The organism is Bacillus sp. I-2 (assembly GCF_001974945.1).
Taxonomy (GTDB): Bacteria; Bacillota; Bacilli; order Bacillales; family Bacillaceae; genus Bacillus; species Bacillus safensis.
This window is the reverse complement of the sequence record NZ_LZRW01000047.1, coordinates 1-14,721: the sequence shown is the minus strand read 5'-3', so window position 1 is coordinate 14,721 and position 14,721 is coordinate 1. Positions and strand designations below refer to the sequence as shown.

14 protein-coding genes are annotated in these 14,721 nt (G+C 42.9%); 8 read left to right on the top strand and 6 right to left on the bottom strand.

Going from position 1 to position 14,721, the window contains the following annotated elements:
• Positions 1-12 precede the first annotated feature (12 nt).
• Genes BAE31_RS18745 through BAE31_RS18735 form a run of 3 tightly spaced genes read left to right on the top strand, consistent with a single transcriptional unit; the run spans position 13 to position 3,041 of the window.
• Positions 13-924: a putative nucleotide-diphospho-sugar transferase gene (locus BAE31_RS18745; protein WP_024426658.1), complete on the top strand. Its 912-nt coding sequence runs from the start codon at positions 13-15 to the stop codon at positions 922-924.
• The gene (locus tag BAE31_RS18740) at positions 921-2,111 is read left to right on the top strand and encodes a glycosyltransferase family 2 protein (RefSeq protein ID WP_076841107.1); all 1,191 of its coding nucleotides are present in this window, start codon (positions 921-923) and stop codon (positions 2,109-2,111) included. Before BAE31_RS18745 ends, BAE31_RS18740 begins: the two co-directional genes overlap by 4 nt.
• On the top strand, positions 2,112-3,041 hold the full coding sequence (locus BAE31_RS18735; protein WP_076841106.1) for a putative nucleotide-diphospho-sugar transferase: 930 nt from the start codon (positions 2,112-2,114) through the stop codon (positions 3,039-3,041). It abuts the gene before it with no gap.
• Between the two features lie 32 nt (positions 3,042-3,073).
• On the opposite strand, the gene BAE31_RS18730 is transcribed toward BAE31_RS18735, so the two are convergent.
• Positions 3,074-4,312: an MFS transporter gene (locus BAE31_RS18730; protein WP_076841105.1), complete on the bottom strand. Its 1,239-nt coding sequence runs from the start codon at positions 4,310-4,312 to the stop codon at positions 3,074-3,076.
• Between the two features lie 147 nt (positions 4,313-4,459).
• Positions 4,460-6,499 carry a penicillin-binding protein PBP4(5) gene (gene pbp4 / locus BAE31_RS18725; protein WP_076841104.1) on the bottom strand — a complete coding sequence of 680 codons (2,040 nt, stop codon included), beginning with the start codon at positions 6,497-6,499 and terminating at the stop codon, positions 4,460-4,462.
• A 255-nt stretch (positions 6,500-6,754) separates the two neighbouring features.
• Here pbp4 and BAE31_RS18720 point away from each other — a divergent pair, with 255 nt between their 5' ends.
• Positions 6,755-8,170, top strand: coding sequence for an SLC13 family permease (locus tag BAE31_RS18720; protein WP_041108618.1), 1,416 nt, complete (start codon positions 6,755-6,757; stop codon positions 8,168-8,170).
• 5 nt (positions 8,171-8,175) lie between these two features.
• Here BAE31_RS18720 and BAE31_RS18715 read toward each other — a convergent pair whose 3' ends face one another.
• Positions 8,176-8,532, bottom strand: coding sequence for a hypothetical protein (locus BAE31_RS18715; protein ID WP_034667493.1), 357 nt, complete (start codon positions 8,530-8,532; stop codon positions 8,176-8,178).
• A gap of 83 nt (positions 8,533-8,615) precedes the next feature.
• Between BAE31_RS18715 and BAE31_RS18710 the strand changes: the two genes are divergently transcribed.
• Positions 8,616-8,843 carry a hypothetical protein gene (locus BAE31_RS18710; protein WP_039177063.1) on the top strand — a complete coding sequence of 76 codons (228 nt, stop codon included), beginning with the start codon at positions 8,616-8,618 and terminating at the stop codon, positions 8,841-8,843.
• Here BAE31_RS18710 and BAE31_RS18705 read toward each other — a convergent pair.
• Positions 8,824-9,303: an Hsp20/alpha crystallin family protein gene (locus BAE31_RS18705; RefSeq protein ID WP_024424582.1), complete on the bottom strand. Its 480-nt coding sequence runs from the start codon at positions 9,301-9,303 to the stop codon at positions 8,824-8,826. The two genes, BAE31_RS18710 and BAE31_RS18705, sit on opposite strands and share 20 nt — an antisense overlap.
• Positions 9,304-9,368: 65 nt before the next feature.
• Here BAE31_RS18705 and BAE31_RS18700 point away from each other — a divergent pair, with 65 nt between their 5' ends.
• On the top strand, positions 9,369-9,626 hold the full coding sequence (locus BAE31_RS18700; protein ID WP_003213975.1) for a hypothetical protein: 258 nt from the start codon (positions 9,369-9,371) through the stop codon (positions 9,624-9,626).
• 6 nt (positions 9,627-9,632) lie between these two features.
• The gene (locus tag BAE31_RS18695; RefSeq protein ID WP_008344178.1) at positions 9,633-9,866 is read left to right on the top strand and encodes a hypothetical protein; all 234 of its coding nucleotides are present in this window, start codon (positions 9,633-9,635) and stop codon (positions 9,864-9,866) included.
• A 36-nt stretch (positions 9,867-9,902) separates the two neighbouring features.
• Here the strand turns inward: BAE31_RS18695 and bcaP are convergent, their stop codons facing one another.
• Together bcaP and BAE31_RS18685 are read right to left on the bottom strand one after the other, a co-directional pair.
• Positions 9,903-11,294, bottom strand: a complete 1,392-nt coding sequence (gene bcaP, locus BAE31_RS18690; protein WP_076841103.1) for a branched-chain amino acid transporter BcaP — start codon at positions 11,292-11,294, stop codon at positions 9,903-9,905.
• A 180-nt stretch (positions 11,295-11,474) separates the two neighbouring features.
• The gene (locus tag BAE31_RS18685) at positions 11,475-12,548 is read right to left on the bottom strand and encodes a tetratricopeptide repeat-containing glycosyltransferase family 2 protein (RefSeq protein ID WP_076841102.1); all 1,074 of its coding nucleotides are present in this window, start codon (positions 12,546-12,548) and stop codon (positions 11,475-11,477) included.
• 132 nt (positions 12,549-12,680) lie between these two features.
• On the opposite strand from BAE31_RS18685, the gene BAE31_RS18680 reads away from it, so the two are divergent.
• Complete coding sequence (locus BAE31_RS18680; protein WP_076841101.1) at positions 12,681-14,564, top strand: ABC-F family ATP-binding cassette domain-containing protein; 1,884 nt, start codon at positions 12,681-12,683, stop codon at positions 14,562-14,564.
• Positions 14,565-14,721 lie beyond the last annotated feature (157 nt).

The following is a 14,721-nucleotide window of genomic DNA, read 5'->3' as shown; positions in this document are numbered from 1 at the left end:
AGGTGTAAATAGATGAACAGCATATATTGTACGGTTCTTTCAAGTGGAAGACTTTATCAAGCCATTGCGTTTTTCTTATCGTTGAAGCAAGTAGAAGATGATGCTGTCATCAAGACGTTATGCATGGATGATGCTGCATTTGATTTGCTTCATCAAATGAATTTTCCGCATGTGGATCTTGTTCATGTACGGGAGCTCGAAACACCAGAGCTGCTGGAGAAAAAAGAGGAACGGGATGCATCGGAATATTGCTGGACCCTAAAGCCGATTTGGATTGAGTGGTTATTTGAACAGGAGCAGGCAGAGAGCGTGACCTATCTTGATGCGGATTTGTTCTTTTATGAGAGCCCTCAGGTGATTTTTCAACATCAGCCGAATGCTTCTGTTTTAATTTCGAGAGGGGATATTGTCATTCCAAGCTTTGATGCAGAGGAAGTGAAGATGCTTCAGAAGCTTTTAGGACGCTATAACTCAGGCTTTCTGCATTTTAAAGGAGATGAAGCCGGACGAAAATGCCTCAGCTGGTGGAAAGAAGAATGTTTAAAAGAATGTAAAAATGCACCGGGAGAAGGCAAGTTTGGCGATCAAGGATATCTAGATCATATGCCGAGGCTGTTTGACAAAGTAGAAGATATTGAGACAAAAGGCGTGAATATTGGTCATTGGAACTATGGGCAGCATTCTTATCGGGAGGAGAATGGACGTATTCTTCTGGAGGATGGGCACCCGCTCATTTGCTATCATTACAGCGGCTTTCGGATTGTGAGCAAGGATGAGATGCAGCAAATTCATGAAAAAGGACGAAATGACCTGCCGTTTTTCCAAGAAGCCTATCGGCAAGTGCTTCGCCATGTGATTGAATCTGTGGAGCAGGTCGATCCGCTGTTTAACGGCTATGCCAAACGGGAGGAGGATGACGCATGAATGAAAAGCCAAAGGTAAGCGTCATTATTCCAAGCTATAATGCCAAAGAGCGTTTAGAAGGAAGCCTTTTTTCCTTAACGCTTCAGGAAACAGATATTCCATTTGAGGTCATTGTTGCCGATAATGGCTCAACGGATGGCACGATGGAAATGCTCGAGAATATTGAGGTAAACTTCCCATTTAAAAAGGTGCGTATTCCTGTCAATCAAGGGATTGCAAAGGGGCGTAATCATGCCATTCGCGAGGCAGAGGGAGATCTGCTCATTTTTCATGACAGTGATATGCTGGCAGAACCGAGATTTATTCAAAAGCATGCAGAGGCTCATGCTGACAGGGAGGATCTTGTCATTTGCGGTGTGTGCTGGAAGCGGATTTATCGCTATTTTTACAAAGCGTTTGATAAGGATCATATGAAGCGGTTGAAAAAGCAAGGACTGTATAAACGGAAAATGGAGGACAAAACACCTCTTTTATCATTGGAAGAAGTCGAAAATGGTGCATTTTTAGAGAAAAGCTTCGATTTGCAGTCTGAGTTTATTGATATCCTGAAAGACATTTTGGAAACGTACCACTATGATTTAGGTTCTTATGAGCTGCCATGGCGATTTTTTATTACAAATAACTCCTCTGTTAAACGTAAGCATGTCATGGCACTAGGGATGTTTGATGAAAATATCGTTCGGTACGGATTTGAGGATTATGATTTAGGGATTCGATTGAATCAGCTTCGTCTCTCCTTTGAATTGAGAGAGGATATCATGAGTGTGCATCAAGAGCATCCAAGTAATTTAACGTCATTTGATGACATCAAATACAACATTTTGTATATGTGTGAGAAGTACAATCATATTGACGCTATTGATGTCCATTTGGCTTTCTCTGGTCCGTTTTCTCACACTGTGACAAATGATATTGTGAAAGAAGTTCGGCAGCTGCGTGAGAATCCAGCATTTGATGACCTGTTATCCTATTTTTTAGAGCTGCTTCATTTGATCACAGAACGGAATGTAGGCATCAAGCGGGATAAAAAAGATATGTTGACAGCCAAGCATGTTCCTTTGAAAAAGCTGGCAGAAGCGGCGCAGCTTGCACGTGAGGAGTATGGCTGCATGGTGCTTGTAGAAGCCATTCAAGGGCTGACGAAAGAGCTGTTGCGCGTTGATTTGTTCCAAGTGGATGTGTTGTAAATGGCGTCTTATCACTTTACAACCATTGTGTCGAATACCCATGTTTTTAAGCTTTTGGCGCTGATTCATTCGCTTGAACAAAACGCGCATGCCTTCAAGCTGTCCGTTTTATGTGCAGACCCTTTGGCTTATAAGGTATTAAAGGAGTTCCCTCACCCGCATGTTCAATATGAACAGCTTGAGGACATTGAAGATGATACGCTGCGGAAGGCAAAAGAAGATCGAACGTTTCATGAGTATTGCTGGACATTAAAGCCTGCTTTTCTGCTCAAAATTCTTGAGTCCTCAGATGCAGATTATCTTGCCCATCTGGATACGGATTTGTATTTTTATCATGATCCGGAGGCGGTTTTTGCAGAAAATCCAAGCGCTCATTTATTTTTGACGGATCATATGAATTCCAAGCGGTTCTATCATTTTTATGAGTTGTCTGGCCGCTTTAATACTGGGTTTGTAGGCTGCCGTAACACAGATGTTGCCAAACAGGCAGTCACGCAATGGAAAGAAAACTGTCTTGCCCATTGTACTGTAGAAATGGATACAGAAAAAAAGACGTACGGAGATCAGCGGTATGTGGAAAGATGGGTTGATGATTTTGAAGGGGTTCATATCGTTGCATCTAAAGGAGCCAATGCGGCAATTTGGAACATTGAAAACTACAAGCTTTCAGTTGTAAAAGGAGATATGTATCTCGACGAATGTCCACTCTTGTTCTATCATTTTTCTGCCTTTACGATCATTGACGAGAATACCTTTAACCTTAATTGGTATTATTATATGAAAGAACAGAAGCTTGTGGATCATTTGTATATTCCGTATGCCGACTTGGTTCATCAAAAGATTAAGCAGGTGCAAAAGGTATTTCCAGAATTTAAGCAAGGATTTATTGCAAGGAAGCATGTTCCTGACACGCATTTTTATGAGAGATGAAAAAACCGCTCATTTATTGAGCGGTTTTCTTTTTATGATTCATTCCATTTAGAGATGGTTTGGTCGCTGGGAAGTAAGAAGGCTAGGATGCCTAATATCGGTAAAAAGGCAACACCGATCATGGTAGGCGTTAAGCCGAAGGCATCAATGAATGAGCCGAGGGCAACCGATCCGATTGCACCCATACCAAACGCAAGCCCAACAGTTAAACCAGACATTGTGCCAATTTTCCCGGGAAATAGTTCTTGGGCATAAACCACGGTGACAGAGAAGCTTGATGTTAAAATGAGCCCAATCAGTCCGAGTAAAACATAAGCAAAAACCGGTCCGGTAAATGGCAGCAGCAGGGCAAGCGGGAAGGATGCCAATAAGGAAACTAAAATCACGTTTTTCTTGCCAAAGCGGTCTGCAAGCGGCCCGCCTAAAAATGTCCCAATTGCACCTAGAATAAGAAATAAGAAGATATAAGTCTGTGATTCTTTAATCGTCAAACCGTATTGTTCAATCGCATAAAATGCATAGAAATTCGAAATGGCATTTCCATACCAAGAGCGGGCGAAGATGAGAAAGACGATAATGCCAAGTGCAATGAGTGCTGATTTACGATGAATATCAGATCTAGCCGCTTTTGCAGGTGTTTTTTTCGCTTGGGCCCGAATGGTTTGAAGCCTTCCTGCGTACCATCTTGAAATATAAAGAAGGAAACCAACCGCCATCATTCCAACAATCGTAAACCAAGCCACGCCTGTCTGACCGAGCGGGACGAGCATTAATGCAGCGATAAGCGGAGCAAAGGCTTGACCTGTATTCCCGCCTACTTGATAGATGGACTGGGCAAGTCCTCGTCTTGGACCAGCTGCCATGTTGGCAACACGGGAGCCCTCTGGATGGAAGATTGCAGAGCCGAGTCCGATAAAGACAACGCAAAGCAGAATGGTGGCAAACGACGGAGCAAACGCGAGTCCGAATATACCAACAGCACTTGAAAATAAAGCAATCGGAAGTGCATAAGGCATCGGCCGTTTATCTGTGTACCACCCTATAGCTGGCTGCATCACGGAGGAGACCATATTTAATGTAAAAGCAATCAGCCCTAATTGTGTAAAGGTCAGCCCCATTGAGCGTTCCAAAATAGGGAACATCGCAGGAATAACGGCTTGTAATGTGTCGTTCAGCATATGACTAATACCAATAATCAATAAGATGGGATAAACCGTTGAGCCGGTAACAGAATGTTGAGGTTTATCCTTTGGACGAGCAGCAATGGCCAATGAGACTTCCTCCCTTCATTTATCTGTTTTCTGATTTTTGCATTCTTCTCATTTTATTCATAAGGTGAACTATAAAACAATAGCAAATTGTCATGATTTAGAAAAAAAGAGACACAAGCATTTGATTGAGCTTGTGTCTCTAAAGAGTTATTTGTAAAAAGAAGCAATGACAGGCTTCATTTTTTGAACGACGAGTCCACTGCCGCCGCGGTTTTTCACCCCTTCGATCATGCCGACGAGGACGTAATCTTCTTTTTTAGGATTAAACGCAAGTAAAAATCCATTTTCAGTGCCGTCTGTTGCACCTTGTTTGCTTTTTAATTCTGCCGTTCCCGTTTTAGCGGCAATATCCGCTCCTTCGATTTGTAAGGAGTGGGCTGTTCCGTTTGGACTGGTCACGACCTTAGTCAATGCATCTTTCACTGTGTTTGCCGAGCCTTCTTTGATGATTTGTTTTGGTGATGCTGTTTTTTCATCTTGAATCACTCGAGGGTAGACAAGCTTGCCTCCTGTAGCAAATGGAGAATAGGCATGTACTTGTTCAATTGGTGACATGAGTAATTCACCTTGGCCATACGCCGAGTCAGCCAGTAAGATATCCGATTGAATACCATCGTTCGATACTTGTGCAGGCTTCATTGTAAATGGCATGTGTAAGTCTTCGCCAAATCCAAATGCTTTCACTTTTTTCTCGTAGGTGTCTTTGCCGATTTCGAGTGCTTCCTGTCCAAAATAAATATTGTCTGAGTACACAAGGGCATCGACCATACTTACTTTTTCTTTATCGTGAACACGTGTGATGCGATAATTTCCCCAAGATTGATCCTTTTGCCATTTCAGTCCGTGAATGGTGCGCACTTTGTCAGGCTTTGTGACACCTGTTTCCAGCCCAATGGCGGCTGTAATGGTTTTGAATGTGGACCCTGGTGCAAACCGGCTCGCATATCGAGCTTGGAATGGAAGGTCTGGATTTTCACTGTATGCCTGATATTGCTTAGGTGTGATCCCGTTTGTCATGAGATTGACATCGTAGGAAGGGGCGCTGACAAGTGCTAATAGATCACCTGTTGATGGATTCATGATGGTGACGGCCCCTTTTTCACCTTTCAGCTGATCATAGGCTTTTTTCTGTAAAGAAGCATCAATCGTCAGCTTCACTGTTTTTCCATCTTTTCGAGCTGATTTTTGCAATGTTTCTTCAATGCCTGTTTCATCATGGACGATGAGAATGCTTCCGCCATCTTGTCCGCGTAAGTTTTTGTCAAATGTGAATTCAAGGCCGGTTTTGCCGATGATTTGATCCGCCTTTAATGCTGGATTTCTTTTGATATCATCCGCATTTGCTTTTCCGACATATCCGGTGAGATGAGCGGCGGCTTTGTTATATGGATAGTAGCGCATTTCCTTCGTTTGATAGGTAACGCCATTTACGTCCTTTGGAATGGGCTTTTGTTTTAACATCGATTTGAGCGGGACAAACGTGTCGTCTGTGACCCATGCTTGTTTCAGCTGATTGTTGATTAGTTCTTCCTCTATATCAAAAGCTTTGCTGATCTTTTTGATATTGCGTTCTTTTTCTTCTCCTGTTCCGAGCTTACCTGGGATGATGCCAAGTGCGTTTCCACCAGTTGTTTCTGCGAGCGTACGCCCTTTTCGGTCGACAATGTTTCCGCGGACAGCAGGGTCAGATTTGACCTTGATGGTATCTCCTTTTTCCATTTGCGGGAAGATGAGATTTGGTTTCCAGTCCACTTTCCACTTGTCATCTTCTTCGGTGAGAATGCCCTTGTAAGACAGCTTATGCAGCTTGCCAAGAGACGTTTTCATCGTTACATCATAGGAGAATTGATACCCATCTCCTTTGTCCTGTTTTTCAACGTTGAGCTTTGAAATGTTCAGATCATAAGCACCAATGCCGTTGAAAATATTGTCGTATTTTTCGGCTAGTTGTTTTTTTGAAAAGTCATTGGCTTTCAAAGATGCACTTGTCACCTCATCTGCCAGCTTCGTAAAGTCTTTCTTCTCCATATGTTTCGTAAAGCTTTGAGCGGCTTTTAAAGCCTCTTTTTCTTTTGAGAAAAGAGTATCTTTTAAGAAAAAGAAAGCAGCAGCAACGACGATGATGCTAAGAAGAGGGATAATGACCTTTTTCTGTTTCCAAAATGATTTTTTTTGATCCGTATACAATGAAAACACCTCAATTTTTGATTAGATCCTCTATATTTTACAGTGATTGGTCGTGATTTGTATAGTTTCTCCTATGAAAATAGACCAAGAGATCATGTCATGGTTGGGTAATGGGAGTAAAATAACTGCTATTCATCATGAAAGATATCTTCATTTTTTCTTATGATTTAAAGGATTTCTTAAAAGATCATCGAATGTTAGAAAAAATATGATAAGCGCTTTCAATAGGGGGGAATTGTTATCGTTTATAAAAAGGTGAATTTGATTGGACTTGTTCTTGGACCGACACTCTTTTTGCTCGTTTTTTTTCTCATACCTGAAGATGAATTGACCTATGCTGCGAGGATAGTCTTGGGCATTACGGCTTGGACAGCTACATGGTGGGTGACTGAAGCACTGCCCATTCCTGCTACTTCTTTATTGCCCATCATCCTGCTGCCGACACTTGGCGGGCTTTCTATGGAACAGGCATCAAGGGCTTATGGAGATCCAATCGTCTTTATGTACATGGGAGGGTTTATGATCGCAATTGCCATTGAAAAATGGAAATTACATAGAAGAATGGCCTTACACATTTTAAGGGTGATTGGCACAAGAAGTGACCGCATTGTCTTAGGTGTCATGATCGCGACTGCTTTTTTATCTATGTGGATTTCGAATGCAGCGACAGCACTCATGATGCTGCCAGTGGCACTTGCAGTGATTAAAGAGGTCAAGACAAATGAAATCTTATCTGGTCCATCTCTTGATCGATTCAGTAAAAGCATCTTATTGTCGGTAGCCTATTCAGCGTCAATTGGAGGTTTGGCGACACTTGTCGGGTCTGTGCCAAATGCGGTGTTTGCTGCGATGTCAAAAAAACTGCTAGATCGAGAGATTATGTTTTTCGAATGGTTTTTGTTTGGTTTTCCAGTTGCGATAATTCTGCTTATTCTCTTATTTTTGTATTTGACGAGGATACAGTTCAAGGTAGAACACAAAGGTGAAATGAGTGCTGCGTTCATTCAAAAGGGATTAGAGGATTTAGGAAAAATGAAAAGAGAGGAAAAATGGGTATTTGTTGTTTTTCTCATGACGGCGTTCTTATGGATTTTTAAGCTCTTTTTGTTTGGAGGGATGACCGTATCTGATACGTCTATCGCCATTTTCGGTGCCATGCTGTTATTTCTCATTCCAGCAACAAATGGAGAGAGAATATTAGAATGGCAGGATATGAAAGAACTGCCGTGGGGACTTTTGCTTTTGTTTGGAGGAGGGCTTTCGCTCGCTACGGGCTTTGCAGAAACCAACCTAACAGGATGGATCGGAGAAAATTTACAGCATTTAAACGGGCTTTCGTATATCATGCTGTTGATTATTTTAACGGGAGCGATTCTGTTTATGACTGAAATTATGTCTAATACGGCTGTTGCCAATATGATTATTCCGATAACGGTAGGGCTTGGGCTTGCGATTGGAATCGAGCCGTATGGGTTAATGGCCGCGGCTGCTTTGGCTTCCTCCTGTGCGTTTATGCTGCCGATTTCCACACCCCCAAACGCTGCTGTCTTTAGTGCGGACGTGCTGAAAATATCTGATATGGTCAGGGCGGGTTTTTGGTTAAATATCATCAGTATTGTGGTGATTGTTCTTGCGGTCTATTTCTGGCTGCCGGTAGTGCTGAAAAGCTGAGCGCATTAAGAAGATGAAGGCTTTGATCGAATCGAGACAACCGGTGTTTTTGTTTCTTTTGGCTTCGGTGTTTGTGTGGATTTTTTGATGCATGTGTCCTTTGGCGTGTAATAGGTTGCCCCAATATTGAGCCTGCCTTGAAGCTGGTCAATAGAAAGCTCCCCAAATTCTAAATGGTAATCAATTTTGTCCACGCGCAGGGATTCAATATGGATGTGTGTATCCTCTGAGACAGGAGCAGCTGGTGCAGACATTTTTTGCTCAAGAGCGGCGAGTCTTTTTTCTAGCTCAATGACAGATGGGGATGGATTGGATTCAGTTTTTTTAAAGAGTGATTGAATGAAATGTTTCAAGTAGACCACAACCTTTTCTTCCGCCTTACTCTAGTCTATGGAAAAGCTGCCCCGTATATACTTATAGAGATGACAAGAAAGGGGAGACGCACATGCTGCCTACTCAGATTCACATTGCTCATATGAAAACGAATTCGATTGGCACAGGATCATCTATGACGTTTGGCTCGACGTTTGTTCGCAATCATTGCAGTACGATCAAACGAAACAATGGCTTTGGGGAACAGAATGCTGATGGCGTGATCACGATCCTGCCAATTGAAACAATTGATGATCGTGATCAAATAGACGCAGTGAGTATCAATATTCGTCATCTATGATGATAGCCGTCGCTTTTCCTTCATCCTTTTGCAGGCGGATGTAAAGTACACCGTCTTTAAAGGCAGCATTCATTTGACCGAGAATCATCTCTGGAAGGCGGATTTTCTTTTCAAACGGACCATACTTCCCTTGCTTTTGGCGAAAGTCCTGCTCGTTAAAAAAGGAAAAACGCTGTCCTTTCACAACCAAATATTCACCATATGATAACACCTGAACATCTTCCTTTCGGTAGCCAGGCAAGTAAATTAAGTATTGAATTTCTGCATGGGTTTCCACCATGTCGATTGGAGGAAATGACGCATCTGATCCCCGCTGATCCTGCTGTGTGAATGTAAATGGAGATGGACCGTTTGCCATAAAGGGGGATCTTTGCTCATCATCGAAGATCATTTTCCAAAAATCATCTCCATGCATTTGCTGGGCAATATCCATCCACTGCTTCATTTTTTCGAAGTCCATGTGAAGACCTCCCGTTAACATACTTGATGGGTGCTTGCATATACCTATAAAAAGGAGGTTTATCTGTGGTTCAACCAACTCCGTATATCAATATTAATATTTTCATGTTAAAAATTAATTCCTTTGAAAATGCGTCGGCGGTGAATGTCGGACAAAATTTGTTAGCAGAGTGGCAAAACTCAGATAAAAAAAATCAGGGTTACGGACAGAATTTTGGAGATGCCAGCGGTTTTGTCGGTACAAAAAGCCATGTAGATGATCGAGATCAAGTGGACTCACCTGCCTCTTTTTCACCAGCAGCTAAACCCATTCAAAGGAAGTGACGTGTGATGTTATTCTCACCCTCAGTCGTCAATGTCGGTGCTTTTAAAATCAATGCAATGGATCGGGGTGCATCACTGACGCTAGGACCTTATCAGCAGATTGATTATTTTCTCTCAATGAAATTGAACCAAGGTTTTGGTGAGGACAATGGAGATTGTTCACCGCTTGTCATTCCGATTTCAAGCGTGTTAGATCCAGATATGGTGGACTCAAATTCAGTCAAAAACAGTGTGATTTAAGCAAAAAAAGAGACCGGGATTCCCCGTGTCTCTTTTCTAATGTGTTTCGTTGAGATGGCTTTTTCGTCTTGCATAGGTGAAATAGACAACAACACCGATGACGATCCAGATGAGGAAGGCTCTCCATGTTTCCCATTTCAGTGTGAAAGCCAAGATCATACAAATGACCGCACTAATGATAGGAAGGACAGGGACAAAGGGTACTTTAAACGCTGTCTTCATATTCGGATGTTTTTTCCGGAGTACGATCACAGCGATAGAGATCACCGTAAAGGCCGCAAGTGTACCGATGCTGACTAAATTAGCAAGTGTTGATAAGTTGACGAATCCAACGATACAGGCCGCAACAGCGCCTGTCAGCCAAGTGTTGGCAACCGGTGTCTTCGATTTCGGATGAACGTTTGAAAAGATTTTCGGCATGAGTCCATCTCGGCTCATGGCAAAGGTTAAACGAACCTGAGCGTAGACAAGTGCAATTAACACTGTCGTAATCCCGATAATAGCACCTGCGGATATAATGCCAGCGACACTATTCAGGCCAACCACTTGAAGAGCAAATGCGACAGGATCACTGACATTCAGCTTCGTATAGTGAACCATGCCTGTTAAGACGAATGAAACCCCGATGTATAAAATCGTACAAGCACCGAGCGCACCGATGATTCCAATTGGCATCGCCTTTTGCGGGTTTTTAACTTCTTCAGATGCATTAGCGATTGCATCAAATCCAAGGTAAGCAAAAAAGACAGTTGCCGCTCCAGCAATCACGCCATGGAAGCCCATTGGCATAAACGGTGTCCAGTTTTCAGGTTTGACGTAAGCAAAGCCTGAAATGATAAAGAGAAGGACAATGGCAATTTTGATCAGCACAATGATGTTATTCAGCTTTGTGCTTTCTTTGACGCCTCGTGAGACGATAAAGGTGATGAGCAAAATAATGAGTGCGCCTGGAAGGTTAAAGACGGCCCCGTCAGCGGCTCCAGGTGCAGCTGATAAAGCCTTCGGTATGTGCAGGCCAAATCCGCTGAGCAGTGATTGAAAATAGGACGACCATCCACTTGCTACAGCAGAGAGCGCAATAACATATTCAAGCATGAGATCCCAGCCCATTAAGAAGGCGAGAAATTCCCCAAGTGTTGCGTAGGAATACGTATAAACGCTTCCTGACACAGGAATGGATGAGGAGAATTCAGCGTAGCAAAAAGCAGCAAGGGCGCATGCGATCGCAGCCAAAATAAAAGATATAATAATCGCAGGTCCTGCATCATTTGCCGCAGCAACCCCCGTAATGACAAAGATTCCAGTCCCGACCACACAGCCAATGCCAAGCAAGATTAAATCAAACGTATTCAACGAACGGCTGAGCCGCTTTGTTTGACTTTCAAGCATGAGCTGGTCGAGAGATTTTTTTCGAAATAAAGAACTCATGTTGACCTCCTAATGGATAAATCTTTTCGTAAGACGAATGTTAGTATATGCGGAAATGACAATTTAGTCAATTGGTTGAAAAACGCTTTAAATCACTAAAGTGTTAAACGTCACAACCGAATAAGTGTATAAAAAGAGACATCCGCCGGGAGATGGAAGGCGGATGTGGTAACAGACGACCTATGTCTGTTCAGCAAATATTTTTTCATTGTACAGGACACTTGGATGAGTTGGATGATGGGCGGAGGAGGCATGGTGATGTATTTTGGCTTGCTCCAGGTCGCCGAGCTGATAATAACAGTAGCAAAGCTGAAGGTGAGGATACCACGTTTTATATTGTGTAAGTGTGAAGGCTGTTTCGTTTTCAGGAGCCTTCAGCGCCTGCTCATACCAAAAGATGGCCGCCTGATGTTTATTTTGTATTTTTAGATGATCCCCGATCCGGCAGCAAAATTCTGGCCGGGGCTGATCATATAAGAAGGATCGTAATAATGAGGATAAGGCCGCTTCCTCAAAGCCTGCCGCATAATAGCAGTCCGCTAAATATTGGCATGTGCGAATTTCATCCTCAATCCAGCACTGTTTTGTGTTTAAAAATTCATGATAAAAACGAATCGCCCTGACATGCTGCCCGTTGTCTCTTAATTCATTGGCAAAATAAAAGAGATCACGGGGCGTCATGTCCACTCCTTTTGCCAGCATGTCTTCATAAATTCGCAAGTTGCGCCCAGGCTCACCAGCAGTTGTTTTCTTGCGTTTTTGATGTGTGACGGCGATATCTGCTGGAAGGATGTTTCCATACACTTGAAGAAACTCATGAACGGCCCCATACCACTGAAAGTTTAAGGAGCTCTTCACAAGGCGATTTCTTCTATATTTGAAATTGACTTGACCGCTTTCATCGAATCCCACATGATAAAACATCGAAACGGCATCCACCGAGGGATCAAGTGTCTGCTTGAGCTGAAGCAGTTTTTGGCGGTCTTCTTCAAGCAGAACATCGTCAGCATCGAGCCATAAAATATACTCTTTCGCTGCATGTGAGAAAGCAAAGTTACGTGCTTTTGCAAAATGCTGCACCCATTCAAAATCCAGCACCTTTGCTGAAAAAGAATGAGCGATCTCCTTCGTTTGATCTGTTGATCCCGTATCAACGATGATCATCTCATCGACAATGTCTTGAACAGAAGAAAGACAGTCCGCCAGCACTTCCTCTTCATTTTTCACAATCATACATAAACTAATGGTTATCATCTTTAGATCACCTCTTCATAGTGTATCGGGCATCAAAAGGAAACATTCTTTTCCGCAGCGGGTTTTTTAAAACTAGTTTTCTGCCACTGGCTGATTTAAAATAAAGGAAGAATCTAAGTAAGGGCTGATAAAATGAGTTTATTGAATGTTGAAGGATTATATAAAACCTATGGCGAGAAAACGCTGTTTGATCATATTTCTTTTCATATAGAACCAAAGGAACGCATCGGACTGATTGGACCAAATGGAACAGGGAAGTCAACGCTTTTAAAGGTCATCGCGGGACTTGAATCGTTTGAGGAAGGTGACATCACGAAAGCAGGGACACTTGATATTGAATTTCTTGAGCAAGATCCTGAAATGAGCGGAAATGAAACGATTCTTGATTACATTTTTTCTGGAACGGCACCAATGATTCATACGATGAAGGCGTATGAACAGGCACTCGCCGATTTAGAGCATGATCCGCAAAATGAGGCAAAACAAGAGGCGCTGATGCGCATGCAAAACCGAATGGATCAGGAAGACGCTTGGGATGCGAACCTTTCAGCCAAAACGATTTTGACAAAACTTGGTGTGAAAGATGTGAGCCGCTCTGTACATGCATTATCAGGCGGACAGAAGAAACGTGTCGCCATTGCTAAAAATTTAATTCAGCCTGCAGGTTTGCTGATTTTAGATGAGCCAACCAACCACCTTGATAATGCCACTATTGAATGGCTTGAAGGATATTTAAGCCAATATAGCGGTGCTGTCATTCTCGTGACGCACGATCGTTATTTCTTAAACAGGGTGGCCAATCGGATTTATGAGTTAAATCAAGGACAGCTTTATACGTATAAAGGAAATTATGAAGTCTTTTTAGAAAAAAGAGCGGAGCGGGAAGCAGAAGCTCAGGTGAAAGAAACGAAGCGTCAAAACTTGCTTAGACGAGAGCTTGCATGGCTGAGACGAGGAGCAAAAGCAAGAACGACAAAGCAGAAAGCACGAATCGGCAGAGTCGAAGAGCTGAAGGATCAAAAAGGACCTGATGCGAAGGGAGAGCTTGATTTTGCCATCGGCTCGCACCGCTTGGGAAAACAAGTGATCGAGGCAGAAGACTTATCGATTTCATTTGCTGGTCAGACCCTTGTGGAGCGGTTTACAGATTTAGTCGTGCCGGGTGATCGTATCGGATTCATCGGACCGAATGGAGTCGGCAAAACCACTCTGCTGAACTGTTTAGCGGGTAAAATCGAACCGACCTCAGGACAATTGACCATTGGACAAACCGTTCGTATTGGCTATTACACGCAGGATCACAAGGAAATGAATGATGAGCTGACCATCATTGAGTATATCAAGGAAACAGCTGAGATCGTCAAGACATCTGATGGCGCCATTGTCACAGCAGAGCAGATGCTGGAGCGGTTCCTTTTCCCAAGATCGATGCAGCGGACGTTTATCCGTAAGCTGTCAGGGGGAGAACGCCGCAGATTGTATTTATTGAAGGTCTTAATGGAAGAGCCGAATGTTCTCTTTTTAGATGAGCCGACGAACGACCTTGATACAGAGACCCTCAGTATTTTAGAGGATTATTTAGAGCAGTTCCCTGGCGTCGTCATCACCGTGTCCCATGATCGATATTTCTTAGACCGAGTGGTTCACCGTCTGCTTGTTTTTGAAGGAAATGGGCGCATTTCACACTTCCAAGGTGCTTACAGTGATTATATGGAACAGGAAAAAGAGCAGAAGCGGACAGAGGCAAAGCCTGCTGAAAAACAAGTAGAAGCTGCGCCGAAAAAGAGAAAAAAACTTTCTTATAAAGACCAGCTTGAATGGGACGGGATTGAAGACCGGATACAGGCATTAGAGGAAAAACATCAGCAGCTTGAAGCAAGTATTGCAGAAGCAGGCAGTGATTTTGGGAAAATTCAAGAGCTGATGGCCGAACAAAAAGCCGTTGCGGAAGAACTAGAACAAGCAATGGACCGCTGGACAGAACTGTCGCTTATGATTGAGGAATTAAATGAATAAAGAAGTGGAAATAAAAAACCTGTAGAGCAAGGGACTGACCCCATAAAGTGAGACAAATAAAAACACCTTTAAATTGAAAAATCGGGTATAGCATATCTGAAAACAATTTGGAGGTGTTTTTTGTATGGGAAAAAGAGTTAGTTATCCGATTAGTGTA